This is a genomic window from Sphingobium tyrosinilyticum (assembly GCF_042654265.1).
Lineage (GTDB): Bacteria > Pseudomonadota > Alphaproteobacteria > Sphingomonadales > Sphingomonadaceae > Sphingobium > Sphingobium tyrosinilyticum.
Window position 1 is genome coordinate 38,403 of the sequence record NZ_JBHSFZ010000013.1, and the last position, 25,461, is coordinate 63,863.

Here is a 25,461-nt window from a genome sequence, read left to right on the forward strand (position 1 = left end):
CTCATGCCCTTTATCGATATCCGTCTGGCCGGAAACGCCACCCGTGAGCAGAAAGCGGCTATCGTCGCTGACGTCACCCAATCGCTCGTCGAGCGGCTGGGCAAGCCGGCCTCTGCCGTCCAGGTGGTGATTTCCGAAATCTCGACGGAAAATTACGGGTCGGGCGGACAGCTGATCGCTGACCGCGCGCCCGCTCCTCAAGCAACTGGGCCCAAGCCTGGGGAGGACGCTAATGCTGCGGTCACTTCCCGATGAGAGGCTAAGGCCGACTTTTAGCGCTGCGACATCCTCACCCCTTCCTTTCAAAGGAAGGGCAGGGGGTGGGTGCGATTGCACAACAATTGCCAGCACCGGCGATTGGGTGAGGTTGCGGGCGCGCGATGCGCACGCACCCCAGCCCTCTCTTGAAAGGGAGGGGCTAGTTCCATGACCGAGCGCAAATGCATCCTGTCCGGCGATCGCGCTGATCCGGAAATGCTGATCCGCCTTGCGGTTGGGCCGGAGGGGCAGGTGCTGCCCGACATTCGCGCCAAGGCTCCCGGCAGAGGGGCGTGGATTGGCGTGGCTCGCGCTGAATTGGAGCAGGCTCTCGCCAAGGGCAAGCTCAAGGGTGCGCTCGCGCGGGCCTTCAAGACCGGCGAGTTGCAGATCCCCGACACGCTGCCCGGCCTTATCGAAGACGGGCTGCGCAAGGCGTTGCTCGATCGGCTGGGGCTGGAGGCGAAGGCTTCCATGGTTCTTACGGGCTCAGAAAAAATCGACGTGTCTTGCCGCAAGGGCGATGTGAAGCTGCTGCTCCACGCCAGCGATGCGGCGGCCGATGGCAATCGCAAGCTGGACCAGGCTTTGCGTGTCGGGCAGGAGGCGGAAGGCACCGATTTGGCCGGGCTCGTCTTGCCTGTGGACCGACAGGCCCTATCTATGGCAATGGGGCGGGACAATGTCGTCCATATCGCAGTGACCGACTCGCGTGCGGCGTCGCGTCTGCGTTCGGCCATAGGCCGCTTGGAAAGCTATCTGGGTTGCGCTACCGGAGCGCCGGTGCATGGGGAGCAGTACTCCGCCAATGCGCTGGGCGCCTGAGGCAGCATTTTGAATAAGGCGCCGACGGGCCTTGCCGGTCGGGATGAAGCGAAGGGTACTATTCAGTCGTATGAGTGACAGCAAGGAAGACAAGCCGGTTCTGGGCCGCAAGCCGCTGGGCATCAAGCGGACCGTCGAATCCGGCCAGGTGCAGCAGCAGTTCAGCCATGGCCGCAAGAATACGGTCGTGGTTGAGGTGAAGCGGCGCCGCATCCTGGGGAAGCCGGGCGAAGCCGGCGCGCCCACGCCTGCGCCGCAGCCTGATCCGACCCCCGCACCCGTTGCCGCAACCCCTGCGCCGCAGCAGCCCCAGGCGCGCGCGCCGCAGCCTGCCGCACCGGCTCGCCCGGCCCCGCCGCAGAGCCTGATGTCGCGTCAGGAATTGCAGGCGAAGCTGCTGCGGGAGGCTGAGGAAGCGCGGATGAACGCGCTGGAGGAAGCGCGCCGCCGCGAGGATGCGCAGCGCCTTGCCGCCACCGAGGAAGAGAAGCGCCGGGTCGAGGAAAATCGCCTGGCCGCCGAAGCCGCGGAGGCGGAAGCCGCGCGCCGCGTCACGGAGGAAGCCCAAGCGCCCGCCGAGTCTCCGGCTGCCGAGCCTGCGCCCGCTCGGGCGGAGGAACAGCCCGCAGCCGAAGCGCCTGAGCAGCGCGCTGCGCCCGCGTCCGCGCCGACTTCGGCCACGCCGCCCCCGCGCCGCTTCACGCCGGTCACCCCGATCAAGCGGCCCGAGCCTGCCAAGCCTGAACGCGCCAAGCGCGGCGACGACAATCGCCGCCAGTCGGGCAAGCTGACCGTCACCCGCGCTCTGGCGGACGATGACAGCGCACGCGCTCGCAGCCTGGCCGCCTTGAAGCGCGCCCGCGAGAAGGAACGCCGCGCCCATTATTCGGGCGGCGCTCAGCAGCGTGAGAAGCAGGTCCGCGATGTGGTCGTACCCGAAAGCATCACCGTGCAGGAACTCGCCAACCGTATGGCCGAAAAGGGCGCGGACCTGGTGAAGGCCCTGTTCAAGATGGGCACTGCCGTCACGCTCAATCAGCCGATCGATCAGGATACGGCGGAGTTGCTGGTGGAAGAATTCGGCCACCGCATCCAGCGCGTGTCCGATGCCGACGTCGAAATCGGCATTGAAGGCGATGTTGACTCGCCTGAAACGCTGCAGTCGCGTCCGCCGGTCGTCACCATCATGGGCCATGTCGATCACGGCAAGACCTCGCTGCTCGATGCGCTGCGCGGGACCGATGTGGTCGCGGGCGAAAGCGGCGGCATCACCCAGCATATCGGCGCCTATCAGGTGAAGACGGCGAACGGTGACATCATCACCTTCCTCGATACGCCGGGCCACGAAGCATTTTCGGAAATGCGCGCACGCGGCGCCAACGTCACGGATATCGTCATCCTCGTGGTGGCGGCCGATGACGGGCTGATGCCGCAGACGATCGAGGCGATCAACCACACCAAGGCGGCCGGCGTGCCGATGATCGTGGCGATCAACAAGGTCGATAAACCCGAAGCCAATCCCCAGAAGGTGCGCGAGCGTCTGCTGGAGCATGAGGTGATCGTCGAGGACATGGGCGGTGAGACGCAGGACGTCGAAGTGTCCGCGCTCAAGAAGACCGGCCTCGATACGCTGATCGAAAAAATCCTGCTCCAGGCCGAACTGCTCGAGCTGAAGGCGAACCCCGACCGCGCTGCCGAAGGCAATGTGGTCGAGGCGCAGCTGGACAAGGGCCGCGGCGCGGTTGCGACCGTGCTGGTGCGCAAGGGTACGCTGAAGGTCGGCGACACCTTCGTCATCGGCGCCGAAAGCGGCAAGGTGCGCGCGCTCATCAACGATAAGGGTCAGAATGTGAAGGTCGCAGGACCTTCGACCCCGGTCGAGGTTCTGGGCTTGTCGGGCGTTCCGCTCGCCGGTGACCAGATGACCGTCGTTGAAAATGAAGCGCGGGCCCGCGAAGTCGCGGCCTACCGCCAGGAACAGGCTACCAAGAAGCGGACCACGGCGGCTCCGACCAGCTTCGAACATATGTTCTCGGCGCTCAACACCACGGTCATCGAATATCCGGTGGTGGTGAAGGGTGACGTGCAGGGGTCTGTCGAAGCGATCGTATCGTCGCTCAACCGCATCTCGACCGACGAGATCAAGGTCCGCATCCTGCATTCCGGTGTCGGCGCGATCACCGAAAGCGACGTCACGCTGGCAGCCGCCAGCCGCGCGCCGCTGATCGGCTTCAACGTGCGTCCCAATGCCAAGGCGCGTCAGTTGGCGGAGCGCGAGAAGATCTCGCTGCGCTATTATGACGTGATCTACGACCTGCTCGAAGAAGTCCGTGGTGAAATGGCGGGCCAGCTCGCTCCCGAGCGGATCGAGACGATAGTCGGCCGGGCCGAAGTGCTGCAGGTGTTCCCGGCGGGCAAGAAGGACAAGGCGGCGGGTCTGCTCGTTCTCGACGGCATCATCCGCAAGGGGCTCAATGCACGCCTTACCCGCGACGATGTCATCGTCTCACGCACGCACATCGCTTCGCTCCGCCGCTTCAAGGACGATGTGTCCGAAGTGCGTGCGGGCATGGAGTGTGGCGCGGTGCTGCAGGACACGAACGACATCAAGGTCGGCGATACGCTGGAACTGTTCGAGGTCGAAGAGCGCGCCCGGACGCTTTAAGAAAGTGCGTCACCCCAGCGAAAGCTGGGGTCTCGTGCCTCTTGGTCGTTCATAGCCGCTTGAGATCCCAGCTTTCGCTGGGATGACGAGGATTGATCATGTCCAATCAACCCGAAGGTCCCTCTGTCCGCCTCCTCCGCGTTGGGGAGCAAGTGCGCCATGTCCTGTCCGACATCCTTCAGCGCGGCGACGTGCATGATGATGTGCTGGCGAAGCATGTGGTCAGCGTCACTGAAGTGCGCATGTCGCCCGACCTGCGCCACGCCACCGTGTTCGTGAAGTCGCTGCTGGGGCAGGATGAGGAAGCTGTGCTGAAGGCGCTGCGGACCAATACTGCCTATCTCCAGCGCGAGGTCGCGCATCGCATCCGCCTCAAATATGCGGCCAAGCTCAAATTCCTGGCGGACGAGAGTTTCGACGAAGGCAGTCATATCGACCGACTGCTGCGCGATCCCAAAGTGGCGCGCGACCTGGCGGAACCGGACGAAGAGGGCTGACAGCAGCGCCGTCCCCCGGTAGGGGCCCGGCCATGCACGGCTGGATCATCCTCGACAAACCCCATGGCCTTGGCTCCACCCAGGCGGTGAGCGCCGTCAAACGCGCGCTGCGGCAGAGTGGCGCGGGCAAGGTGAAAGTCGGTCATGGCGGAACCCTCGATCCGCTGGCGACCGGCGTGTTGCCGGTGGCGGTGGGCGAGGCGACGAAGCTCGCGGGGCGGATGCTCAACAGCGACAAGATTTACGACTTCACGATTGCGTTCGGCGCGCAGACGGACACGCTGGACCTGGAAGGAAAGGTGATCGCGACGAGCGACCACCGGCCGACGCTGGCGGAGGTCGAGGCGGTATTGCCGCGCTTCACCGGGGCGATCGAGCAGGCGCCTCCTGCCTTTTCCGCGATCCTGATCGGCGGCTCGCGTGCCTATGACCTTGCCCGTCAGGGGCAGGAGGTCGAGATGAAGCTGCGGTCGGTGACGATCCACTCCCTCACGGTCCGTCATGCTGAACTTGTTTCAGCATCCATCGCGCCTTCGGGAGCGGATGCGTGTGAGGAGGAATGGACCCTGAGCCGACAGGCCAGCGAAACTAAACAAATTCAGGGTGACGATAGGTTGGCGGCTGTCACCCTCACCGCCCATGTCTCCAAGGGCACCTATATCCGCTCCCTCGCGCGCGACTTCGCGCTGGCGCTCGGCACGGTCGGCCATGTCACCATGCTCCGCCGGGTGAAGGCGGGGCCGTTCGCCCTGGAAACCGCGATTTCGCTGGACAAATTGGACGAAGCTGCTAGGGGCGGCGGCATCGCGCAGCTTATGCTGCCGTTGACGGCGGGGCTGGACGACATCCCGGCTCTCGCAGTCTCTCCCGACGACGCATTGGCTCTCCGACAGGGGAAGGTGCTTGTGGGGAAACCGCATACCGGCCTGATGCTGGCGATGGAGGGGCAAACGCCCGTCGCGCTGGTCGAAGCCAGTGGCCCGGAGATCCGGGTGGTGCGCGGCTTTAATCTCTAAAATGAAAGGAAGCCGATGTCGATTACTGCTGAGCGCAAGGAAGCGCTGATCAAGGAACATGCCCGCGCCGAAGGCGACACCGGTTCGCCGGAAGTTCAGGTTGCGATCCTCTCGGAGCGCATTTCGAACCTGACCGAGCATTTCAAGGGTCACCACAAGGATAACCACAGCCGTCGCGGCCTGCTCATGCTGGTCAACAAGCGCCGTTCGCTGCTGGACTATCTGAAGAAGAAGGATGGGGCGCGTTATACCGACCTCATCGCCAAGCTGGGCCTGCGCAAGTAAGTCTGCTAAAGAAGGGACGGCCCCCCAGCGGGGCCGTTTCCGATTCCGGGACTCTTGCAATTCGGCAAGGCGTTCCGTCCCAGGGGCCAGATGATGCTCCGAAACCGCTGCGGGCCGGTTTAGTTCGCACACAGGCCCCGCCCGGCAATAGGGCCGCGCGGGCGAAGGAAAAAAAGCATGTTCGATGTAAAGAAAGTGTCAATCGAGCTGGGCGGCAAGACCCTCACGCTCGAAACCGGCCGTATTGCGCGTCAGGCCGACGCCGCCGTGCTGGCGACCTATGGCGAGACCGTGGTGCTGTGCGCCGTGACCGCCGCCAAGTCGGTGAAGGAAGGCCAGGATTTCTTCCCGCTCACCGTCCATTATCAGGAAAAATATTCGGCCGCCGGACGCATTCCGGGCGGCTTCTTCAAGCGTGAGCGTGGCGCGACCGAAAAGGAAACGCTGACCAGCCGCCTGATCGACCGTCCGATCCGCCCGCTGTTCCCCGAAGGTTTCTACAACGAAATCAACGTCATTGCTCAGGTTCTGAGCTTTGACGGCGAGAGCGAGCCTGACATCGTTGCGATGATCGCCGCTTCGGCCGCGCTGACCCTGTCGGGCGTGCCCTTCATGGGTCCGATCGGCGCTGCCCGCGTCGGTTACAAGGATGGCGAATATCAGCTGAACCCGTCGGCGGACGAGGTGAAGGAAGGCGAACTCGACCTGGTCGTGGCCGCTACCGGCAACGCCGTGATGATGGTGGAATCCGAAGCCAAGGAGCTGTCGGAAGACGTCATGCTGGGCGCCGTCCTGTTTGCCCATGAAGCCAGCAAGAAGGTCGTCGATGCGATCATCCAGCTGGCCGAGAAGGCTGCAAAGGATCCGTGGGAAGTCGCCAAGGGCGATGACGTCGAGGATCTGAAGAAGAAGCTGAAGAAGCTGATCGGCAAGGACATTGCCGCCGCTTACAAGCTGACCGACAAGTCGGCCCGTTCGAACGCGATCAACGCCGCGCGCGACAAAGCGAAGGCGTGGTTCGCCGAGGAAGGTCTGGACGCGCAGTCCGTGATGGCCGGCATCAAGGTCACCAAGAAGCTGGAATCGGAAATCGTCCGCACCGCCATCATCAAGGATGGCAAGCGCATCGACGGTCGCACCACCACGCAGATCCGTCCGATCGAGGCGATGGTCGGCTTCCTGCCGCGCACCCATGGTTCGGCGCTGTTCACCCGCGGTGAAACGCAGGCGATCTGCACCACCACGCTGGGCACCAAGGACGCCGAGCAGATGATCGACGGCCTGAACGGCGTCTATTATGAAAACTTCATGCTGCACTATAACTTCCCGCCCTATTCGGTCGGTGAAGTCGGCCGCTTCGGCGCGCCGGGCCGTCGTGAAGTCGGCCATGGCAAGCTCGCATGGCGTGCGCTGCATCCCGTGCTGCCGACCAAGGACGAGTTTCCCTACACGATCCGCGTCCTGTCGGACATCACCGAGTCCAACGGCTCGTCGTCGATGGCGACGGTCTGCGGCGGTTCGCTCTCGATGATGGACGCGGGCGTTCCGCTGAAGCGTCCGGTGTCGGGCATCGCCATGGGCTTGATCCTGGACGGCAAGGACTTTGCGGTCCTGAGCGACATCCTGGGTGACGAAGATCATCTCGGCGACATGGACTTCAAGGTGGCGGGCACGGAAGCGGGCATCACTACCATGCAGATGGACATCAAGGTCGCCGGCATCACGCAGGAAATCTTCGAAGTCGCGCTGCGTCAGGCTAAGGAAGGCCGCGCCCACATCCTGGGTGAGATGAACAAGGCGCTGTCCTCGACCCGCAGCGAACTGTCGGCCCACGCCCCGCGCATCGAGACGATCCAGATCGACAAGTCGAAGATCCGCGACGTCATCGGCACCGGCGGCAAGGTTATCCGCGAGATCGTTGCGGAAACCGGCGCCAAGGTCGACATCGACGACGAGGGCATCATCAAGATCAGCTCGTCCGACATCGACCAGATCGAGGCCGCCAAGAAGTGGATTCTCGGCATCGTCGAGGAGGCGGAAGTCGGCAAGATCTACAATGGCAAGGTCGTCAACATCGTCGACTTCGGTGCGTTCGTGAACTTCATGGGTGGCAAGGACGGTCTCGTCCACGTGTCCGAAATGAAGAATGAGCGCGTCGAAAAGCCCACCGACGTCGTGTCGGAAGGCCAGGAAGTGAAGGTCAAGGTCCTCGAGATCGACCCGCGCGGCAAGGTTCGCCTGTCGATGCGCGTCGTCGATCAGGAAACCGGCGAAGAGCTGGAGGACACCCGTCCCGCCCGCGAACCGCGCGAACCCCGTGGTGATCGCGGCGACCGTGGCGACCGTGGCCGTGGCCCGCGTCGTGATGGCGGCGACCGTGGCGGTCGTGGTGGTGATCGCGGCGGCGATCGTGGCCCGCGCCGTGACCGTGGTCCGCGCAGCGACAAGGGCAATGGCGGCGACGATGACGGCTCCAATGCCGGTCTGCCGGACTTCCTGACGCAGGACTAATAGTTCCGCATCAACGCGCTAGTGGAGGGGGCGTCCGGCATCGGGCGCCCCTTTTTCATGGGTGCGGAATTTTTTTTGATCTCCATCAATTGGAGACGCGCAATCTTCTGATACTGTCGCTCTTGGAGTGCAGGGGGACTTATGCAGCGCACCAACGAACGGTTCGTCGAGCGCCTGCCGCTTTTGCTACCAAGGCCCATCTACGCTTATCTTCTGTCGGCCCTTTTTTGCGGCATCGCACTTGGGCTGCGGCTAAGCGCGCAGAGGCTCCTGCCAATCGGCTATCCCTTCGTGTCCTTCTTTCCGGCCGTCATCCTTTCGACCTTCCTGTTCGGCATGCGCCCAGGAATTTTCGCTGCGATATTGTGCGGACTGCTGTCCTGGTTTTTCTTCATACCCGCGTCTCCAGCCGTCGGGTTTGACGGGGGCGTTGTCCTGGCTCTCATCTTTTACGCTGCGGTCGTGGGTATAGACATCGCCCTCATCCACTTGATGCAGCGCGCCAACTTCAATCTGGCTGTGGAGCGTGAGCGCAGCAGGGCGCTCGCGGAGAATCGCGAACTGCTGTTCCACGAATTGCAGCATCGCGTGTCCAACAATCTTCAGGTGGTCGCCGCGATGCTGTCGTTGCAACGGCGTCATGTGGATCATGAACTGGCCGCCCGCGCTCTGGATGATGCGGCCAGCCGCCTGTCGCTGATCGGCCGGATCAGCCGCGCGCTATATGATCCTTCGGAAGGGGGGCAGGATCTGCATGCCTTCCTGACCCGGCTGACCGAGGATGTGGTCGAAGCGAGCGGAAGGGGGGACATCAACGTCACAGTCTCCGCGCCTCCAGACCTGACGCTGGAATCCCATGTCGCCGTGCCGCTCGCCTTGATCGTCGCCGAGGCGGTGAGCAACGCGATAGAGCATGGCCTACCGCATCGCGGCGGGTCGATCGACGTGACGCTGGAGGATTCAAGCGGCACATTGACGTTGAAGATCGCCGACAACGGTCAGGGCATCGCGCCCGGCTTCGAAATCGACAAAGGCAGCTCCCTCGGCCTTCGGATCGCAAGCGCGCTGGCGGGACAGCTTAGGGGCCAATTCGCGTTGCACCCCCGGCCGGAGGGCGGCGCGGTCGTCCGGCTGGACCTCCCTGCTCAGGCGCGATGACGGGCTGAAGCGCCTGCTCGCCATTCTGCCGCTTGGCGAGTGCCATTCGCTCCGCTATGACCCGGCCATGCTGACGAAAACCATGACGCGCATTGGCGCGGCTACCGCCCCGGTTCTGCTTGCCGCCCTGCTCGCCGGCTGCGCCACGTCGAAGAACAAGACCGACACCCAATATGTCGCGCGCGACGTGTCCACGCTCTACAATGCGGGCAAATACCGGCTCGACCGCGGCCAATATAAGCTGGCGGCGGCCCTGTTCGACGAGGTCGAGCGCCAGCATCCCTATTCGCCCTGGGCGCGCCGGGCGCAGCTGATGTCGGCGTTTAGCTATTATATGAACCGCGATTATAGTGAATCGATCGCGGCCTCGCAGCGCTTCCTGGCGATCCATACCGGCAACAAGGATGCGCCCTACGCCTATTATCTGATCGCGCTCTGCTATTATGAACAGATCGCGGACGTCACCCGCGACCAGAAGATCACGCAGCAGTCGCTCGATGCGCTGGGCGAACTGATCCGCCGCTATCCCGACACGCGCTACGCCGCCGATGCGCGGCTGAAGCTGGACCTGGTCAACGATCACCTTGCGGGCAAGGAAATGGAAGTCGGCCGCTTCTATCAGCGGCGCGGGCAGTGGCTGGCCGCGACCCTTCGCTTCCGCACCGTGGTCGATAAATATCAGACGACGACCCACACCCCCGAGGCGCTGGAACGTCTGGTGGAAAGCTATCTCTCGCTCGGCATCCCCGAGGAAGCGCAAAAGGCGGCGGCGGTGCTGGGCAGGAACTATCCGGGTTCCGAATGGTATGAGCGCTCCTACAAGCTCATGCGGGAACATGGCGCGAAGGCGTAAGGGCGGATTTTCCGTCATCCCAGCGCAAGCTGGGATCTCGTGCCGCCAGGTTCGATCCAGCGGCCTGAGACCCCAGCTTCCGCTGGGGTGACGTTCTTGGGAGCCCGACTGCTTGCTGACCAACCTCTCCATCCGCAATGTCGTCTTGATCGAAGCGCTGGACCTGGAGTTCGGCGCGGGCCTGGGCGTGCTGACCGGGGAGACAGGGGCGGGCAAGTCAATCCTGCTCGATTCGCTGGGCCTCGCGTTGGGTGCGCGGGCAGACAGCGGTCTCGTGCGCAGCGGAGAAGCGCAGGCCAGCGTCACCGCGACCTTCGACATTCCGCGCGCCGATCATCGCGCCGCCCAATTGCTCGGCGATAATGGCATCGACCTTGAACCGGGCGAGCCGCTGATCATCCGACGCACGCTGAAGGCCGATGGCGGCAGCCGCGCCTTCATCAACGATCAGGCCTGCTCGGCGGCGCTGCTGCGCGATGTTGGCGGCACGCTGGTCGAAATCCATGGTCAGCATGACGATCGCGGATTGTTGAACCCGCGCGGCCACCGCACCTTGCTCGACGCCTATGGCCGCTGCGACAATGGGGCGGTGAGCCGGGCCTATATGGCGTGGCGCGCGGCGGCGGAGCGGTTGGCGGAGAGCCGTGCGGCGGTGGAGGTGGCGGCGCGCGACCGCGAATATCTCACCCATGCCGTCGACGAACTGTCCCGCTTTGCGCCGGAGCCGGGCGAAGAGGCCGCGCTGGCCGAGGAGCGGGCCACGATGCAGAAGGGCGCCCGGCTAGCCGGCGATCTGTCCGCCGTGACCGAATGCCTGACCGGATCGGACGGCGGCCTCGCGCAATTGCGGCAGGCTGCGCGGCGGCTCGATCGCATCGTGGGCGAATATGAACCGCTTGCGGAGGTGCTGGCGGCCCTGGACCGGGCGGTGATCGAAGCTGGCGAAGCCGAAGACCGGCTGACCAGCGCGGCCGAGGCGCTGAGCTTCGATCCGGCGCGGCTGGATAGTATCGAAACCCGGCTGTTCGATCTGCGCGGACTGGCGCGAAAGCATCATGTCGCGGCAGACGAACTAGCGGCTTTGCGGGACGACATGGCAGGCAAGCTGGCGGCAATCGAGGGAGGTGAGGAGCATCTCGCCGCGCTGGAGGCGGAGGTCGCGGCCAACGCGCTCGCCTATCGAGAGGCGGCGCAATCGCTGTCCGATCAGCGCAAGGAAGCCGCCGCCCGGTTGGACGCGGCCGTCGCGGCCGAACTGGCGCCGCTGAAGCTCGACGCCGCGCGCTTCCGCACCGTGGTCGCCCCGCTCGACGAAGGACAGTGGAGCGCGCAGGGGATGGACCGGGTGGAGTTCGAGATTTCCACCAACCCCGGGGCACCCTTCGCGTCGCTGGTGAAGATCGCCTCGGGCGGCGAATTGTCGCGCTTCATCCTGGCCTTGAAGGTCGCGCTGGCGGAGCGGGGCGGGGCCGACACGCTGATCTTTGACGAGATCGACCGGGGCGTGGGCGGCGCGGTGGCCTCCGCGATCGGCGACCGGCTCGCGCGGCTGGCGCAGAGCAATCAGATATTGGTGGTCACCCACAGCCCGCAAGTCGCGGCGCGCGGGGCGGGGCATATGCTGATCGCCAAGGCGAGCGACGGCACGGTGACACGCACCGGCGTGCATGCGCTCAATGATGGCGAGCGGCGGGAAGAGATTGCACGCATGCTGTCGGGCGCGGAGATCACGGTGGAAGCGCGGGCGCAGGCGGAGCGCTTGCTGGGGGTTTGACGGCCAACATCCGTTCGGGGATGGAGCAGGATATGGATGATTCGACCAACCCCGCCCAAATGACCGAAGCCGAAGCAGCTAACCGCTTGATGCGCCTCGCCAGGGAGATCGCCCGGCACAACCGGCTTTATCATGACCAGGATCAGCCGGAAATCACGGACGCGGCCTATGACGCGCTGATCCGCGAGAATAGCGCGCTGGAGGCCGCTTTCCCGCATCTGGTGCGAGCGGATTCGCCCAACGCCCAGGTCGGCGCAGCCCCCACGTCGGGGCTGAAGAAGGTCCAGCATGCCGTGCGCATGATGAGCCTAGATAATGGCTTTTCGGACGACGACATCGCCGAATTCGTCGCCCGCGTTCGACGTTTCCTCGCGCTGCCGGACGATGCGCCGGTCGCACTCACCGCAGAGCCGAAGATCGACGGCCTCTCCTGCTCGCTCCGTTACGAAAAGGGCGAGCTGCGACTGGCCGCGACGCGCGGGGATGGGACCACTGGCGAGGATGTAACCGCCAATGTCCGCACGATCGGCGACATTCCCGATCGTCTCACCGGCTTCAATATCCCCGACCTGTTCGAAGTGCGGGGCGAAGTCTATATGGCTAAGGCCGACTTCGTGGCGTTGAACGCGCGGCTTCTCGCCGAGGCTGATGACCCGGAAAAGGCGCGCCAGTTCGCCAACCCCCGCAATGCGGCGGCGGGATCGCTGCGGCAGAAGGACCCCTCCGTAACCGCCAGTCGGCCGCTGCGCTTTCTGGCCCATGGCTGGGGCGATGTCAGCGCGCTGCCTGCGGAAACGCAGCTTGGCGTCATGCAGGCGATCGCCGCATGGGGTTTGCCCGTGTCGGACCGGCTGACCTGCGTCGATACGCTGCCCGCCCTGATCGCCCATTATCGCGGCATAGAGGCGGCGCGCGCCGACCTGCCCTTCGACATTGACGGCGTCGTCTATAAGGTCGACCGGCTCGATTGGCAGCAGCGGCTGGGCTTTGTCGCCAAAGCGCCCCGCTGGGCGATCGCGCATAAATTTCCGGCAGAACGGGCGCAGACGACGCTGGAAGCGATCGATATCCAGGTCGGGCGCACGGGCAAGCTGACCCCGGTCGGCCGCCTGACCCCCGTCACCGTTGGGGGCGTGGTCGTATCCAACGTCACGCTCCATAATGCCGACGAGATAGCGCGGCTCGGCGTGCGGCCTGGCGACCGCATTGTGGTGCAGCGCGCCGGAGACGTCATCCCGCAAGTGGTGGACAATCTGACGCGGGATGAGGCGCGGGCCGCCTTCGACTTTCCCCATCACTGCCCGTTCTGCGGATCGGAGGCCGTGCGTGAAGAGGGGGAAGTCGATATCCGCTGCACCGGCGGCCTCATCTGCGGCGCGCAACGGTTCGAACGGCTGCGTCACTTCGTCAGCCGTGGTGCGCTGGATATTGAAGGGCTGGGCGAGAAGACGATTCGGGAATTTCTCGACCTTGGCTGGATCACCGAGCCTGCCGACATTTTCCGGCTGAAGGCCCATCGCGCTGCGCTGCTGGGGCGCGAGGGGTGGAAGGAAAAGTCGGTCGATAATCTGCTTGCCGCGATCGAAGCAAAGCGGCAGCCTGACGCCGCGCGGCTGCTGTTCGGTCTCGGCATCCGCCATATCGGCGCGGTGACCGCGCGGGACTTGTTGAAGCGCTACACCAGCCTCGCGGGCGTCCGCGTCCTGGCGGAGGAGATCATCGCCCTGCGTGACGCGACGCCCCGTCTCTCCGGTGAAGAAGAGGCGCGCTTTCGCAATCGGCTCGACAAGGCGATTGCCGAGATGATCGGCGTTGAAAATGTGGGGTCTGCGGTAGGCCATGCCTTGGCCGACTTCTTCCATGAACCGCATAACCGGGAAGCATGGGACGACCTGCTGTCCGAAGTGTCGCCGCCCGATTATGTGGTCGAAACTACCGTGAGCGCGGTCACCGGCAAGACCGTGGTGTTCACCGGCAAGCTGGAAACCATGAGCCGCGACGAGGCCAAGGCGCAGGCGGAACGGCTGGGAGCGAAAGCGGCTGGATCGGTCAGCGCCAAGACCGACCTGGTGGTGGCCGGTCCGGGCGCGGGATCGAAGCTGAAGCAGGCTGCGGCTTTGGGGATCGAGGTGATCGACGAAGCGGCTTGGGCGGAGATTGTGAAAGCAGCGGGGTAGGTGGCCTCAACCTATCCGTCATTCCAGCTTTCGCTGGGGTGACGACATATGGACGCACGCCGCTCTGCCAAGTGGCGATATCACCCCCGTCACCCCGGGCTTGACCCGGGGTCCCGCTCCCTGAAGTGGCTAGTGACGGACGAAAAGCGGGCGCAACCAAGCCCGTCCTGAGCTTGCCGACAGGTCCGGGATGACGCGAGGAAGATTACCCCAGCATCAAGTCGCGCCTTCCAACTTATCCTGCGTCCCCGTCTCGAAATCGCTAGCGTCATGCCGCTCGTGCAGTTGCTCTTCCAGTGGTCCGTTGGCGCGGTTAACGATGCGGCCGCGCTTCACGGCCGGGCGGGCGTCGATCTGCTTCGCCCAGCGCTGGACATTCACATAGCTCCCAACGTCCAGAAATTCTCCCGCGCCGGTATAGGTGCGATCCAACGCCAGCCCGCCATACCAGGGCCAGATCGCGATATCGGCGATCGTATATTCATCGCCCGCCACAAATTCATTCTCGGCCAACTGGCGGTCGAGCACGTCGAACTGCCGCTTCACCTCCATCGCGTAGCGGTTGATCGCATATTCAATCTTTTCTGGCGCATAGGCGAAGAAATGGCCAAAGCCCCCACCCAGAAGCGGCGCGCTGCCCATCTGCCAGAACAGCCAGGACAGCGTAGCGGCGCGCTTCGCCGGGTCCTTTGGCAGGAAAGCGCCGAATTTCTCGGCAAGGTAGAGGAGGATCGCGCCCGATTCGAACACGCGCTGCGGCGGCGAGACGCTGTGATCCATCAGCGCCGGGATCTTGCTGTTCGGATTGACCGATACGAAGCCGCTGCCGAACTGGTCGCCCGATCCGATGTTGATCAGCCAGGCGTCATATTCTGCGCCCTGATGTCCCGCGGCCAGCAATTCTTCGAGCAGGATCGTCACCTTCTGCCCGTTGGGCGTGCCTAGCGAATAAAGCTGCAGGGGATGCTTGCCGACGGGCAATTCCTTGTCATGGGTAGGCCCGGCGATCGGCCGGTTGATGTTGGCGAAGGCGCCGCCATTATCCTTGTCCCATGTCCAAACGCGGGGCGGGGTGTAGCTATCGGTCATTCGGCGAATGCTCCCATCGTGCGAGATGGCTTTGCAAGTAAGCAACGGAAGCACGAGCCGCAACCGCCTCGCCGATGGAGATGGTCGCAACAATCCCGCAAGCTGGCGCTGGCCGCGTGACAAGAGCAGCTTCCGGGCGCAGAACCCGCGCGGCTTCCCGGCTGTCACGCCGGGTCAGCTGAAAAAATCTGCATTTGATCCCTTGACCGATAAATTCGTAGTTCCATATTCCGCCACGCTGGCACTCTTCAAAAGAGAGTGCTAACAGCACATGGTTCATTCGGGAGAAGGAATGTGCGTATGCGGATTCGTTCCGGGCAACGGCCCGGCGATCCTACGCCAGACCCATCCCAAACAGAGGGAAAGGCACTCAACATGGCATTTCGTCCGTTGCATGACCGCGTTCTCGTCCGTCGCGTAGAGGCGGAAGAGAAGACTGCAGGCGGCATCATCATCCCCGACACCGCCAAGGAAAAGCCGCAGGAAGGCGAAATCGTCGCCGTCGGCACCGGCAGCAAGTCGGAAGATGGCAAGGTGACCCCGCTGGACGTCAAGGCTGGCGACCGCATCCTGTTCGGCAAGTGGTCGGGCACCGAAGTGAAGGTCGATGGTGAAGACCTGCTGATCATGAAGGAATCGGACATTCTGGGCGTCGTCGCGTAAAGCTGCGAACCGGATACCGCATTCCAATTTTCGGCGGAATTCGTGCCCTGTAACGGTGTGAACTTCGCAAGATTTGCAATTCTCAAGAGAGGTAAAAGATCATGGCAGCGAAGGACGTAAAGTTTTCGCGTGACGCTCGTGAGCGCATCCTGCGCGGCGTCGACATCCTGGCCGACGCGGTCAAGGTGACCCTGGGCCCGAAGGGCCGTAACGTCGTCATCGACAAGAGCTTCGGCGCGCCCCGCATCACCAAGGACGGTGTTTCGGTCGCCAAGGAAATCGAACTGAAGGACAAGTTCGAGAATATGGGCGCCCAGATGGTCCGCGAAGTTGCTTCGAAGACCAACGACATCGCCGGTGACGGCACCACGACCGCGACCGTTCTCGCCCAGGCGATCGTTCGCGAAGGCATGAAGTCGGTTGCCGCCGGCATGAACCCGATGGACCTGAAGCGCGGCATCGACCTCGCCGTGACCAAGATCGTCGAGAACCTGAAGTCCCGTTCGAAGCCGGTTTCCGGAACCAAGGAAATCGCTCAGGTCGGCATCATTTCGGCCAATGGCGACACCGTCGTGGGCGAAAAGATCGCCGAAGCGATGGAGCGCGTCGGCAAGGAAGGCGTGATCACCGTCGAGGAAGCCAAGGGCCTCGAATTCGAACTGGACGTCGTTGAAGGCATGCAGTTCGACCGCGGCTACCTGTCGCCTTACTTCGTGACCAATCCGGAAAAGATGGCAGTCGAACTGGCCGACCCTTACATCCTGATCCACGAAAAGAAGCTGTCGAACCTGCAGTCGATCCTGCCGATCCTCGAAGCCGTCGTTCAGTCGGGCCGTCCCCTGCTGATCATCGCTGAGGATATCGAGGGCGAAGCGCTGGCGACCCTGGTCGTCAATAAGCTGCGTGGCGGCCTGAAGGTCGCTGCGGTCAAGGCGCCTGGCTTCGGCGACCGCCGCAAGGCCATGCTGGAAGACATCGCCGTCCTGACCAAGGGCGAAGTGATCTCCGAAGACCTCGGCATCAAGCTCGAAAACGTCACCCTCGGCATGCTCGGCACCGCCAAGCGCATCACGATCGATAAGGACAACACCACCATCGTCGATGGCGCCGGCGAAGGCGATGCGATCAAGGGCCGCACCGAGCAGATCCGCGCTCAGATCGAGACGACGACGTCCGACTATGATCGTGAAAAGCTTCAGGAGCGTCTGGCCAAGCTGGCTGGCGGCGTCGCCGTCATCAAGGTCGGCGGTGCTTCGGAAGTCGAAGTGAAGGAGCGCAAGGACCGCGTCGATGACGCGCTGCACGCAACCCGCGCAGCCGTTGAAGAAGGCATCGTCCCCGGCGGCGGCACGGCCCTGCTGTACGCGACCAAGGCTCTCGAAGGCCTCAAGGGCGCCAACGACGACCAGACCCGTGGTATCGACATCATCCGCAAGGCGATTGAAGCGCCGCTGCGCCAGATCGCCCAGAATGCGGGCGTGGACGGTGCCGTCGTCGCCGGCAACCTGCTGCGTGAAAATGACGAGACCCAGGGCTTCAACGCCGCGACCGACACTTATGAGAACCTTGTCGCCGCTGGCGTCATCGATCCCACCAAGGTCGTTCGCGCTGCCCTGCAGGATGCGGCTTCGGTCGCCGGCCTGCTGATCACCACCGAGGCGACCATCGCCGAACTGCCCGCCGACGACAAGGCGCCGATGGGCATGCCCGGCGGCGGCATGGGTGGCATGGGCGGCATGGACTTCTAAGTCCTTCGCTCAAGCGAATGAGGAAGGGCCGGTGGAGAGATCCACCGGCCTTTTCTCGTCGATGTTTAAGTGATGTCGCGACCTGATCCCTCTGCCTTTTAGGAAGAGAGGGCTCGGTGAGGGGATGCGTCATCACGCTTACAGAATCACCTCGCCAGGTGATCCAAGAGCCTCCATTCCGGCGATCTTTGTTGGGGTGAATTTACCAATTGGAAATCATGTTTCGCCAAAGATGGCGAGAACGTGTCACGCCTCTTCCGCCACTGGAGCGCAATATTGCGCGCGCGCCTTGCGCTCGATACTCAGCAGAGCGCTGAGGTCCAGGACAGTCTCGTCAAATCGCTCTATGCCTCGCCTGCTTCGCTGATGATCGGCGCGTTGGCGGGCGGAGCGCTCAGCTTCGTCGTCGCCTATAATGCGCATCGTATAGAGATCACTGCGATTGCGGTGCTGATCGTCCTCGTCGCGCTTAGTCGATCGGTATCTGCCGTCTATTTCCAGCGGCAATTGGCCCATCAGGACGGCCCGGCTCAGCCGATCTGGGGCCTCGCCTATGAACTGGGCGCCTGGGGCTATGCCGCGCTGCTAGGCCTGCTCGCCTTTGCGACGCTGACGTTGACCGGGGACGCATCATTGCATATGCTGAGCGTATGTCTTGTCGCCGCCTATTCGGGCGGCATCGCGGGACGCAATGCTGGCCGGGTTCATATCGCCATTGGCCAGACCTGCTTCGCGCTTCTCCCGACAACGCTGGGCCTCACCATCGCAGGCGGCCTAGGCTACTGGGTGCTGGCGACGATGCTGTTCCTGATGATCTTCGCGATGGCGGAAATCAGCCGGACGACCCATCGCATCGTTGTCGAAGCGCTGCAGGGCAAGCATGAAAAGACGCAGCTCGCCACAAAGTTTGAGCGGCTGGCGCGGTTCGACAGCCTGACCGGCGTGGAAAACCGCATGGCTATGCAGATGCGTCTGCGCGAACTGTTCGACAAGCGGCGGTCAGATCAGGACCCGATGGCCGTGTTCTGGATGGACCTCGATAGGTTCAAGGAGATTAACGACTCGCTGGGCCACATCATCGGCGACCAATTGCTCTGCACCGTCGCCGCCCGGCTTTCTCATGCTTTGGATGGCCGGGGTCATGTGGCGCGCTTTGGCGGTGACGAATTCATCCTGATCTGTCCGGGCGCGGATCGCACCATTGCGGAGCAGATTGCGGGCGATGTCATGGCCGAGTTCAGCCACGACTTCGATGTCAGCGGCTACCATCTCACCGTCACTGCCTCGATGGGCATCGCTGTCGCGCCGGACGACGGGCGTGACACCGAAGAATTGCTGCAGCATGCCGATATGGCACTTTACCACGCAAAGCATGCCGGGCGGAACCGCCATGCCCAGTTCAACTGGTCGATGAAGGAACGGCAAAACCGCACCTATGAACTGGAAATGGGCCTACGCAGCGCCATGGCCAATGGCGAACTGTTGCTGCACTATCAGCCGATCTTCGACACTGTGACCGGCAAGATAGCGATCTGCGAAGCGTTGATGCGCTGGGATCACCCTGTTCTGGGACGGATATCGCCCGCCGAGTTCATACCCGTTGCCGAGAGCAGTTCGCTGATCGAGCCTATCACGGCATGGGCATTGGAGCAGGCGTGCCGAGACGCCATGCGGTGGGAAGATAATGTCCGAGTCGCTGTCAACATTTCCCCCGCGCTCATCAAGAGTGACGGGCTGCCTCGTGCTGTCATCGCAGCGCTGATGGGATCAGGGCTCAAGGCGCGCCGGCTGGAGTTGGAGGTGACCGAGTCTATCTTCCTTGAAGATAGTGGGCGGACCAGCCTGATCCTGTCGGAACTGCAGCGCATCGGCTTGCGCCTGGCGTTGGATGATTTTGGGACAGGCTATTCGTCGCTCGGTTATCTGCGCGACTATGCCTTTGATACGCTGAAGGTCGATCAGAGTTTCATGCGGGGCGTGGGTGAGAAGGGGCGCGATCGGGCCATTGCGCAGTCGGTCGCCTATCTGGCCCATTCACTGGATGTGGAGACGGTGGCGGAGGGCATCGAAACCGAAGAGCAGCTCCGCTACGCGCGCGAGATGGGCTTCACCAATGTCCAGGGCTTCGTGCTGAGCAAACCGATACCCCTTGACGACTTGCTGGCGATGATGGCCCAGATGAAGCGGGACAGGAGCAACGTCGTCACGCTCATGCATGACCGACGCCGCGCCTGAGCTAGGTTATTTTGTGAGCCGCGTCTGAGCCGAAGCGAGCCGCCGCATCATGCGCAGGTCCTTGGGATCAAGCTTGAGCGCCGTCGCCGCCCAGTTTTCAACGATGTCCTTAAGTTCAGTGTAGTCGAGTGGATCGACCCGCCGGCCGGCCTCGAACACGCCGACATGACCGGCATGATGGGGGCGGTTGCCGCTGATATAATCCCGTACCGCCTGCTCACCTTCGCCATCTTCGGCCAATATGGAGACGACGCCCATGTCGTACATTTCCTCGGCCGTATAGACCTTGCCAGACAGGATCATGCGCTCCGCCATGCGGCGGCCAAGCTTACGAGCGAGGATGGAATAGGCACCCATGCCCGGAAAGAGGCCGAAGAGCATTTCGGGCAGGCCGAAGCGGGCGCTGCGCTCCGCCACCACCACATCGAAGCAAAGAAGTGCTTCAAATCCGCCGCCCAGCGCATCCCCCTGCGCCAGCGCGATCGAAATGAGCGGCATATCAGCATTGCGCCACGCGCGGTGCACGACGTCGATACAGGCATGGCCATATTTGACGAGGCCCGGTAAGTCGCCGCGCTCGATGCAACCAGCGAACAGTTCCAGGTCGCCGCCCAGGTTGAAGACGCCCGGGAAGCGGGAACCAAGCACCATATATTTGAGCGGCAATGCGCCCTCATCGAAAAGGCGTTTGGATTCGGTCTGCCACAGCCGAATGTCGCGCAGCATGGGCAAATTGTAGTTGGGCCGATTCGCGGGGGTCATGAAGGCCCACAAAGTGTCTATCGGTTCGTCCCAGCTGACATCGATCTGCCCCAGATCGAACAACATCGAATGGCTGCTGTCGCGCGCTTGAGGCGTGCTTTCCGTAACGGGAAAACTGTGAATGTCTTCGACAGGCAGATGCATTGGCGAAGCGTCCTCCACCTCATCACGCGCCGGATTAAACCGTCCGGAATCAATCATCTGTGCCCCCGCATTTCGATACAAGCTGAGGAAAACAAGATTGGCGTCCCGATGCAACTGCCGCGCAGCCGAACTGTGCCGCGTTAACCCTTTTTGTATGGCACTGTTGCTCGTAAGTCGCCGTAAATGCCTGACTCTTGTGGTTAACGTTGCATTAATGCAACAAAGACGGTTAGCGTCCATAACAGCAGCAGGCGGTGCAGGGCTTTGTTAACTTTCATTAATTATGAGGAGGTGCATGGACAGACATCGCACCGACTCACAGATTGTGACGCTCCTGCTTCATAATGAAGAGGGGGAAAGCTGGCGCCTGCACCTAGCGGCGGACTGCTTGTGCTTCATCGGCAATTATCGCCGGGTGAAGGGCTTTGACATCGATGCCGTGGTTGCCTTCGATGGCGTGCGAAAGGCTGGCTGAGCAGCCCATTCTTGCGACCATTCGCAGCAAGGCGGGCTGTTTGGAAAAAAGCGGTTCTCACTCATCCGTGTGATGCTCTAGAGCGCGCAGCGTGACTCGACCCCGTTTTTCCTTCGCCATCGCCGCCACCGACGGCAAAGCCCGTACCGGCGCCATCCAGATGCGCCGCGGCGAGATCCGCACCCCGGCTTTTATGCCGGTCGGTACCGCCGCTACTGTCAAGGCGATGCGCCCCGCAGAGGTCCGCGCGACGGGCGCCGACATCATCTTGGGTAACACCTATCATCTGATGCTGCGCCCTGGCGCGGAGCGGGTTGCGCGCTTAGGCGGGCTGCACGGCTTCATGGGGTGGGAACGGCCTATACTGACGGACAGCGGCGGCTATCAGGTGATGAGTCTGTCAGCCCTCACGAAGATGAGCGAAGAGGGCGTCGCTTTCGCCAGCCATATCGACGGATCGCGGCATATGCTGACGCCGGAACGATCGATGGAAATCCAGCGGTTGCTGGACAGCGACATCGTCATGGCGTTCGACGAATGTACGAAGAACGGCTGCACCCATGATGAAGCGGCGCACAGCATGGAGCGGTCCATGCGCTGGGCGAAGCGGTCCCGGGATGGCTTTGATGCGGGCGGCGAGCATGCAGAGCGGGCGGCACTGTTCGGCATCCAGCAGGGGTCACTCGACCAAAATCTGCGGCGCGTCTCGGCTCAGAAGCTGATCGAAGTTGGCTTCGACGGCTACGCGGTGGGCGGCTTGGCAGTGGGCGAGGGGCAAGAGGCGATGTTCGCTTGCCTGGACTATGCGCCCGCCATGCTGCCGCAGGACAAGCCGCGGTACCTCATGGGGGTCGGTAAACCCGATGACATCGTTGGCGCGGTAGAGCGGGGCATCGACATGTTCGATTGCGTCCTGCCGACACGCAGCGGGCGCAATGGCCAAGCATTCACCTGGGCTGGGCCGCTTAATATCCGGAACGCTCGCTTTGCCGAGGATTTGTCGCCGCTGGATCCTCGTTGCACCTGTCCGGTTTGCGGGACATGGAGCCGTGCTTACCTGCATCATCTGGTGAAGGCCGGAGAAATGCTGGGGGCAATGCTGATGACGCAGCATAACATCCATTTCTACCAAGCGATGATGCAAGCGATACGCGACAGTATCGCCGAGGGCCGGTTCGCAACCTTTGCTGCCGATTTCCGCCGTGATTATCAGCGGGTGTAGCCGTCAGGGAATGACGGTGATTACGATCGCATAATCGCCCACTGCCGCGTCATGCTCAAGCGGCGCGCGTAATTGGCGTGAAAGGCCGGTGAGAACCCGACCATAGCGTTCCTTGATGCGAGCGCTCATTTCGTCTGACTCGCGCAGTGCTGGCGAACTGATATGTAGAACGGCGCGATCATCCCGGCCCGGCTCCAACTGAACCGAGATACGCATTGCCGTCCGTGGATCGGACAGCATCGCCAGTTCGACCAGTTCCGTCAGCAGGAAGGCGATGGGCACCGCGACATCCTGACTGATGTGCAGGTTATCGCTGTCGATCTGGATGCCGAAGCGGCGTGCTTCTGCTGGAGCCGTGCCGCGCAGGCTGGCCGACAATTCGCTAATGAGCGATCGTACGCCGACTCCGCGATGCTCCTCCAGTTCGGCATAGTGATTGCGATGGACCACGGAAAGCGCATCGACGCGGCGCTGGATCGAGGCATAGGCTTCCACCGCCTCGGGTTCATGCGCAGCGCGGGCGTGCAGACTGATGAGACTGGCGATGATCTGAAGGTTGTTTTTGACGCGATGATGCACTTCGCGCGTCAACTTGCGCTGGGTTTCGAGCCCTTCGGCCATTTCCGCTTCATGCGTGGCGACATCCTCGCTGATCGCGCGGAAGGTGTCGCCCAGAGCGACGATTTCTTGCGCGGGCGTGCGGATGCGGCGCGTCGGCTCCAGCACCTCGCCGGGATGATAAGCGGCAACGGTCCGGCGCAGCACCACGAGCGGCCGTATGAGCAATCGGTTGACCACGAACCAACCGATGGCTGCAGCGGCAAACCACATGACCAGGGGCAGGAAGAGGGAGAGCATTCGAGCGAGCGTGACCGGAGGATCACGCAGCGTCATGGTGAGCAAAATGTCAGGAGGATCGAGCCGTGCCGATAAGCTGGTGCTATGGCCCTGAAGATTGCTAAGTGGACGGCTGACGATCAGCAGTTGCTCGCCTTGACGCAAGCTCAACTGCCGGTTTTGCAGCGCGGTGGTCGGGCTGGTGATTGCTTCCAGATAGGAGCGGGAATAATAGGCTAGTGCAGCGATGCGGCCATTGTTGCTGACGGCGCGGCTAAGCAGATAACCCGACGCCGGCAGCAATTGCGCAGGCGCTGCGTGGAAGCGTGCAGCCGGGGGCAAGCCGACGGGCTCCGCCTGGGACGATCCGCACAGGCGCCGGCCGCTGCGATCATAGATATAATATCGGCCGCCCTCCCGGTCGTGCGACGTCAGGAAGATTGCCAGCCGCTCGCACATCTCGGGACCTTCGCTGCCCGTGGATAGCGCGTTGGCAGTGAGCATCAATGCCGTGCGGTCCGATGCCAGATCTGTAGTCAGCTTGCGCGCGCTCTGCGTTACCGAAACGCGGAGCAACGCTTCCTTTTCAAGATCGGCGGTCCGGATTGCCTGAAGGGAGGCGATGAGGGCGATCAGGCCGAGCGGCAGCAAGGCGAGCGTCAAGATGAGGAACATCTTGATGCCTGTTGAGTGAATGAGGCTGTTCAGGCTGCGCATGAGCAATCAACTGGGTGGGACAGGGGCGCCCCGGTCATGCGATAATCAAGATCGTGAGACCAAGAGGGAAGGGGAATGCAGTTGAGTCGCAGCGACGATGGACCTGCCCTTTATTTTATTATCTTCGAAAAGCACCAACCTGCCCTCCGCCCCAATTGGTCAAACAAGTTGACCATGGATGGACGCTTAATCCAGCTTCCTCAGAAGGTCGAGCATTTCGGAAGGAATATCCTCATCGACAGCGCGCTGATAAACAGAGCGCAAGGCGTTGGCGACCTGACCCTCATCCTTACCGGGCGAGGGGCGCCGCTTGGGCGAGGCATTGCCAGTCACACCCGACTCCGGGGTGGTGGCGCCGACATCTTTCCTGTCCCCTCCCTTCACATCCCGTTCCGTCGTTGAAGCAACCAAAATACGCCCCTCTGCAACGCTAGCATAACACCGGCTTTTTCTTTTGCGGCTTTCGTTCGCGGCGTCAATCGACGGTCGCGAATAGCAACAGCAAATCGGTTATCAGTAAAAAACGAACGGCTGTGAAACAAATCTGTCTGTCGATGGTTCCGCACCTCGAAGCATTTTTTGCCGCTTTCCGGACGGCGGCTGAAAGGGGCGGGGGCTTGCCACATCGGCATTGCCGATCCATCCTCCTGCTCAGCGAGTGTTTCGTAGCAATTCGCCCTATGGGCTGGGAGAAGATTTACCGATGTCGCTTGGACAGCAACTGCACCCCCATCTTCCTTTCCTGCGCCGCTATGCCCGCGCCCTGACAGGCAGTCAGGCCCATGGCGACGCTTATGTGCGCGCGACGTTGGAAGCGATCGTGGCTGCGCCCGAAGAATTCCCGGCTGATGTCGATCCCCGCCTTGGCCTGTACAAAACGTTTCACGCGATCTGGTCCTCTTCTCATTTGGAGGATAGCCCGGTTTTGTCGGGCGGCGACGGTCAGGAAGCTGTGGCACAGGCCCGGCTTGCCCGTCTGACGCCGCTTCCTCGCCAGGCACTGCTGCTGACTGCTCTGGAAGGCTTCACGGTCGATGACGTAGGCTATCTGATTGGCCTGGATGCGGCGGACGTTGAGGCGCTGGTTGAAGAGGCTCTCAGCGAGATTGAGGCGCAGACGCGGGCCAAGGTGCTGATCATCGAGGATGAGCCGATCATCGCGATGGATATCGAGACGATCGTGCGCGACCTCGGCCATGAAGTTACCGCCATTGCGGTGACCCGTGAAGACGCCGTACGCGAAGCCATGGCCGAACGTCCGGGCCTGGTCCTTGCCGACATACAGCTTGCCGATGATTCCAGCGGCATCGATGCGGTGAAGGACATATTGGCTGAATTTTCGGTGCCGGTGATCTTCATCACCGCTTTCCCAGAGCGGCTGCTGACTGGCGAGCGTCCCGAGCCGACCTTCCTGATCACGAAGCCGTTCCAGCGATCGACGGTGAAAGCTGCCATTTCACAGGCGCTGTTCTTCGACGAGGCGACCGCGCCAGTTTGAGCGAGGCCGCTCGACTTGCACAAAAGACTGGGCGGCAGCGGAACCCCGCCTA

22 protein-coding genes are annotated in these 25,461 nt (G+C 62.7%); 17 read left to right on the forward strand and 5 right to left on the reverse strand.

Annotated features, from left to right (window positions below):
* Positions 1-3: 3 nt before the first annotated feature.
* The 11 genes from ACFO3E_RS08055 to ligA all read left to right on the forward strand — a co-directional run bounded on the left by ACFO3E_RS08055 (position 4) and on the right by ligA (position 14,019).
* Positions 4-255, forward strand: a complete 252-nt coding sequence (locus ACFO3E_RS08055; RefSeq protein ID WP_066524342.1) for a tautomerase family protein — start codon at positions 4-6, stop codon at positions 253-255.
* Between the two features lie 171 nt (positions 256-426).
* On the forward strand, positions 427-1,083 hold the full coding sequence (locus tag ACFO3E_RS08060) for a DUF448 domain-containing protein (protein ID WP_380803638.1): 657 nt from the start codon (positions 427-429) through the stop codon (positions 1,081-1,083).
* A 70-nt stretch (positions 1,084-1,153) separates the two neighbouring features.
* Positions 1,154-3,748: a translation initiation factor IF-2 gene (infB, locus tag ACFO3E_RS08065; RefSeq protein ID WP_380803640.1), complete on the forward strand. Its 2,595-nt coding sequence runs from the start codon at positions 1,154-1,156 to the stop codon at positions 3,746-3,748.
* 98 nt (positions 3,749-3,846) lie between these two features.
* Complete coding sequence (rbfA, locus tag ACFO3E_RS08070) at positions 3,847-4,245, forward strand: 30S ribosome-binding factor RbfA (protein ID WP_066524337.1); 399 nt, start codon at positions 3,847-3,849, stop codon at positions 4,243-4,245.
* A 32-nt stretch (positions 4,246-4,277) separates the two neighbouring features.
* A complete protein-coding gene (truB, locus tag ACFO3E_RS08075) occupies positions 4,278-5,261 on the forward strand; it encodes a tRNA pseudouridine(55) synthase TruB (protein WP_380803642.1) in 984 nt (327 codons plus the stop codon).
* Between the two features lie 15 nt (positions 5,262-5,276).
* Positions 5,277-5,546, forward strand: coding sequence for a 30S ribosomal protein S15 (gene rpsO / locus ACFO3E_RS08080; RefSeq protein ID WP_022681215.1), 270 nt, complete (start codon positions 5,277-5,279; stop codon positions 5,544-5,546).
* A gap of 177 nt (positions 5,547-5,723) precedes the next feature.
* Positions 5,724-8,057, forward strand: a complete 2,334-nt coding sequence (gene pnp, locus ACFO3E_RS08085; RefSeq protein ID WP_066524334.1) for a polyribonucleotide nucleotidyltransferase — start codon at positions 5,724-5,726, stop codon at positions 8,055-8,057.
* A 141-nt stretch (positions 8,058-8,198) separates the two neighbouring features.
* Positions 8,199-9,215: a sensor histidine kinase gene (locus tag ACFO3E_RS08090; RefSeq protein WP_380803645.1), complete on the forward strand. Its 1,017-nt coding sequence runs from the start codon at positions 8,199-8,201 to the stop codon at positions 9,213-9,215.
* 67 nt (positions 9,216-9,282) lie between these two features.
* Complete coding sequence (locus tag ACFO3E_RS08095; RefSeq protein ID WP_066524330.1) at positions 9,283-10,068, forward strand: outer membrane protein assembly factor BamD; 786 nt, start codon at positions 9,283-9,285, stop codon at positions 10,066-10,068.
* Positions 10,069-10,180: 112 nt separating this feature from the next.
* Positions 10,181-11,842 carry a DNA repair protein RecN gene (recN, locus tag ACFO3E_RS08100; RefSeq protein ID WP_380803648.1) on the forward strand — a complete coding sequence of 554 codons (1,662 nt, stop codon included), beginning with the start codon at positions 10,181-10,183 and terminating at the stop codon, positions 11,840-11,842.
* A gap of 32 nt (positions 11,843-11,874) precedes the next feature.
* Positions 11,875-14,019 carry an NAD-dependent DNA ligase LigA gene (gene ligA / locus ACFO3E_RS08105; protein ID WP_380803650.1) on the forward strand — a complete coding sequence of 715 codons (2,145 nt, stop codon included), beginning with the start codon at positions 11,875-11,877 and terminating at the stop codon, positions 14,017-14,019.
* 216 nt (positions 14,020-14,235) lie between these two features.
* Here the strand turns inward: ligA and yghU are convergent, their stop codons facing one another.
* Together yghU and ACFO3E_RS08115 are read right to left on the reverse strand one after the other, a co-directional pair.
* A complete protein-coding gene (gene yghU / locus ACFO3E_RS08110) occupies positions 14,236-15,108 on the reverse strand; it encodes a glutathione-dependent disulfide-bond oxidoreductase (RefSeq protein WP_066524328.1) in 873 nt (290 codons plus the stop codon).
* Positions 15,098-15,388: a hypothetical protein gene (locus ACFO3E_RS08115; protein WP_380803652.1), complete on the reverse strand. Its 291-nt coding sequence runs from the start codon at positions 15,386-15,388 to the stop codon at positions 15,098-15,100. Before ACFO3E_RS08115 ends, yghU begins: the two co-directional genes overlap by 11 nt.
* 95 nt (positions 15,389-15,483) lie before the next feature.
* Here ACFO3E_RS08115 and groES point away from each other — a divergent pair, with 95 nt between their 5' ends.
* From groES to ACFO3E_RS08130, 3 genes are all read left to right on the forward strand, one after another.
* Positions 15,484-15,771: a co-chaperone GroES gene (gene groES / locus ACFO3E_RS08120; protein ID WP_025549259.1), complete on the forward strand. Its 288-nt coding sequence runs from the start codon at positions 15,484-15,486 to the stop codon at positions 15,769-15,771.
* Between the two features lie 101 nt (positions 15,772-15,872).
* Positions 15,873-17,519, forward strand: a complete 1,647-nt coding sequence (gene groL / locus ACFO3E_RS08125; RefSeq protein WP_066524326.1) for a chaperonin GroEL — start codon at positions 15,873-15,875, stop codon at positions 17,517-17,519.
* Positions 17,520-17,762: 243 nt separating this feature from the next.
* Complete coding sequence (locus ACFO3E_RS08130; RefSeq protein WP_380803656.1) at positions 17,763-19,754, forward strand: putative bifunctional diguanylate cyclase/phosphodiesterase; 1,992 nt, start codon at positions 17,763-17,765, stop codon at positions 19,752-19,754.
* A 6-nt stretch (positions 19,755-19,760) separates the two neighbouring features.
* Here the strand turns inward: ACFO3E_RS08130 and ACFO3E_RS08135 are convergent, their stop codons facing one another.
* Positions 19,761-20,717 carry a crotonase/enoyl-CoA hydratase family protein gene (locus tag ACFO3E_RS08135; protein WP_066524320.1) on the reverse strand — a complete coding sequence of 319 codons (957 nt, stop codon included), beginning with the start codon at positions 20,715-20,717 and terminating at the stop codon, positions 19,761-19,763.
* 238 nt (positions 20,718-20,955) lie between these two features.
* On the opposite strand from ACFO3E_RS08135, the gene ACFO3E_RS08140 reads away from it, so the two are divergent.
* Complete coding sequence (locus tag ACFO3E_RS08140; protein ID WP_066524319.1) at positions 20,956-21,135, forward strand: hypothetical protein; 180 nt, start codon at positions 20,956-20,958, stop codon at positions 21,133-21,135.
* Positions 21,136-21,226: 91 nt separating this feature from the next.
* Positions 21,227-22,357 (forward strand): tRNA guanosine(34) transglycosylase Tgt, encoded by a 1,131-nt coding sequence (gene tgt, locus ACFO3E_RS08145; RefSeq protein WP_380803659.1) that lies wholly within the window; start codon positions 21,227-21,229, stop codon positions 22,355-22,357.
* Between the two features lie 3 nt (positions 22,358-22,360).
* On the opposite strand, the gene ACFO3E_RS08150 is transcribed toward tgt, so the two are convergent.
* Positions 22,361-23,911 (reverse strand): sensor histidine kinase, encoded by a 1,551-nt coding sequence (locus ACFO3E_RS08150; RefSeq protein ID WP_380803662.1) that lies wholly within the window; start codon positions 23,909-23,911, stop codon positions 22,361-22,363.
* Between the two features lie 186 nt (positions 23,912-24,097).
* A complete protein-coding gene (locus ACFO3E_RS08155) occupies positions 24,098-24,322 on the reverse strand; it encodes a NepR family anti-sigma factor (protein ID WP_156518372.1) in 225 nt (74 codons plus the stop codon).
* A gap of 292 nt (positions 24,323-24,614) precedes the next feature.
* Between ACFO3E_RS08155 and ACFO3E_RS08160 the strand changes: the two genes are divergently transcribed.
* Positions 24,615-25,409 carry a response regulator gene (locus ACFO3E_RS08160; RefSeq protein ID WP_066524312.1) on the forward strand — a complete coding sequence of 265 codons (795 nt, stop codon included), beginning with the start codon at positions 24,615-24,617 and terminating at the stop codon, positions 25,407-25,409.
* Positions 25,410-25,461 lie beyond the last annotated feature (52 nt).

What these genes read in the sequence shown, in the direction of transcription:
- ACFO3E_RS08055 (WP_066524342.1), top strand. Translation starts at nt 4, where the DNA reads ATGCCCTTTATCGATATCCGTCTGGCCGGAAACGCCACCCGTGAGCAG.
- ACFO3E_RS08060 (WP_380803638.1), top strand. Translation starts at nt 427, where the DNA reads ATGACCGAGCGCAAATGCATCCTGTCCGGCGATCGCGCTGATCCGGAA.
- infB (WP_380803640.1), top strand. Translation starts at nt 1,154, where the DNA reads ATGAGTGACAGCAAGGAAGACAAGCCGGTTCTGGGCCGCAAGCCGCTG.
- rbfA (WP_066524337.1), top strand. Translation starts at nt 3,847, where the DNA reads ATGTCCAATCAACCCGAAGGTCCCTCTGTCCGCCTCCTCCGCGTTGGG.
- truB (WP_380803642.1), top strand. Translation starts at nt 4,278, where the DNA reads ATGCACGGCTGGATCATCCTCGACAAACCCCATGGCCTTGGCTCCACC.
- rpsO (WP_022681215.1), top strand. Translation starts at nt 5,277, where the DNA reads ATGTCGATTACTGCTGAGCGCAAGGAAGCGCTGATCAAGGAACATGCC.
- pnp (WP_066524334.1), top strand. Translation starts at nt 5,724, where the DNA reads ATGTTCGATGTAAAGAAAGTGTCAATCGAGCTGGGCGGCAAGACCCTC.
- ACFO3E_RS08090 (WP_380803645.1), top strand. Translation starts at nt 8,199, where the DNA reads ATGCAGCGCACCAACGAACGGTTCGTCGAGCGCCTGCCGCTTTTGCTA.
- ACFO3E_RS08095 (WP_066524330.1), top strand. Translation starts at nt 9,283, where the DNA reads ATGCTGACGAAAACCATGACGCGCATTGGCGCGGCTACCGCCCCGGTT.
- ligA (WP_380803650.1), top strand. Translation starts at nt 11,875, where the DNA reads ATGGATGATTCGACCAACCCCGCCCAAATGACCGAAGCCGAAGCAGCT.
- yghU (WP_066524328.1), bottom strand. Translation starts at nt 15,108, where the DNA reads ATGACCGATAGCTACACCCCGCCCCGCGTTTGGACATGGGACAAGGAT.
- ACFO3E_RS08115 (WP_380803652.1), bottom strand. Translation starts at nt 15,388, where the DNA reads ATGAACCATGTGCTGTTAGCACTCTCTTTTGAAGAGTGCCAGCGTGGC.
- groES (WP_025549259.1), top strand. Translation starts at nt 15,484, where the DNA reads ATGGCATTTCGTCCGTTGCATGACCGCGTTCTCGTCCGTCGCGTAGAG.
- groL (WP_066524326.1), top strand. Translation starts at nt 15,873, where the DNA reads ATGGCAGCGAAGGACGTAAAGTTTTCGCGTGACGCTCGTGAGCGCATC.
- ACFO3E_RS08135 (WP_066524320.1), bottom strand. Translation starts at nt 20,717, where the DNA reads ATGATTGATTCCGGACGGTTTAATCCGGCGCGTGATGAGGTGGAGGAC.
- ACFO3E_RS08140 (WP_066524319.1), top strand. Translation starts at nt 20,956, where the DNA reads ATGGACAGACATCGCACCGACTCACAGATTGTGACGCTCCTGCTTCAT.
- ACFO3E_RS08150 (WP_380803662.1), bottom strand. Translation starts at nt 23,911, where the DNA reads ATGCGCAGCCTGAACAGCCTCATTCACTCAACAGGCATCAAGATGTTC.
- ACFO3E_RS08160 (WP_066524312.1), top strand. Translation starts at nt 24,615, where the DNA reads ATGTCGCTTGGACAGCAACTGCACCCCCATCTTCCTTTCCTGCGCCGC.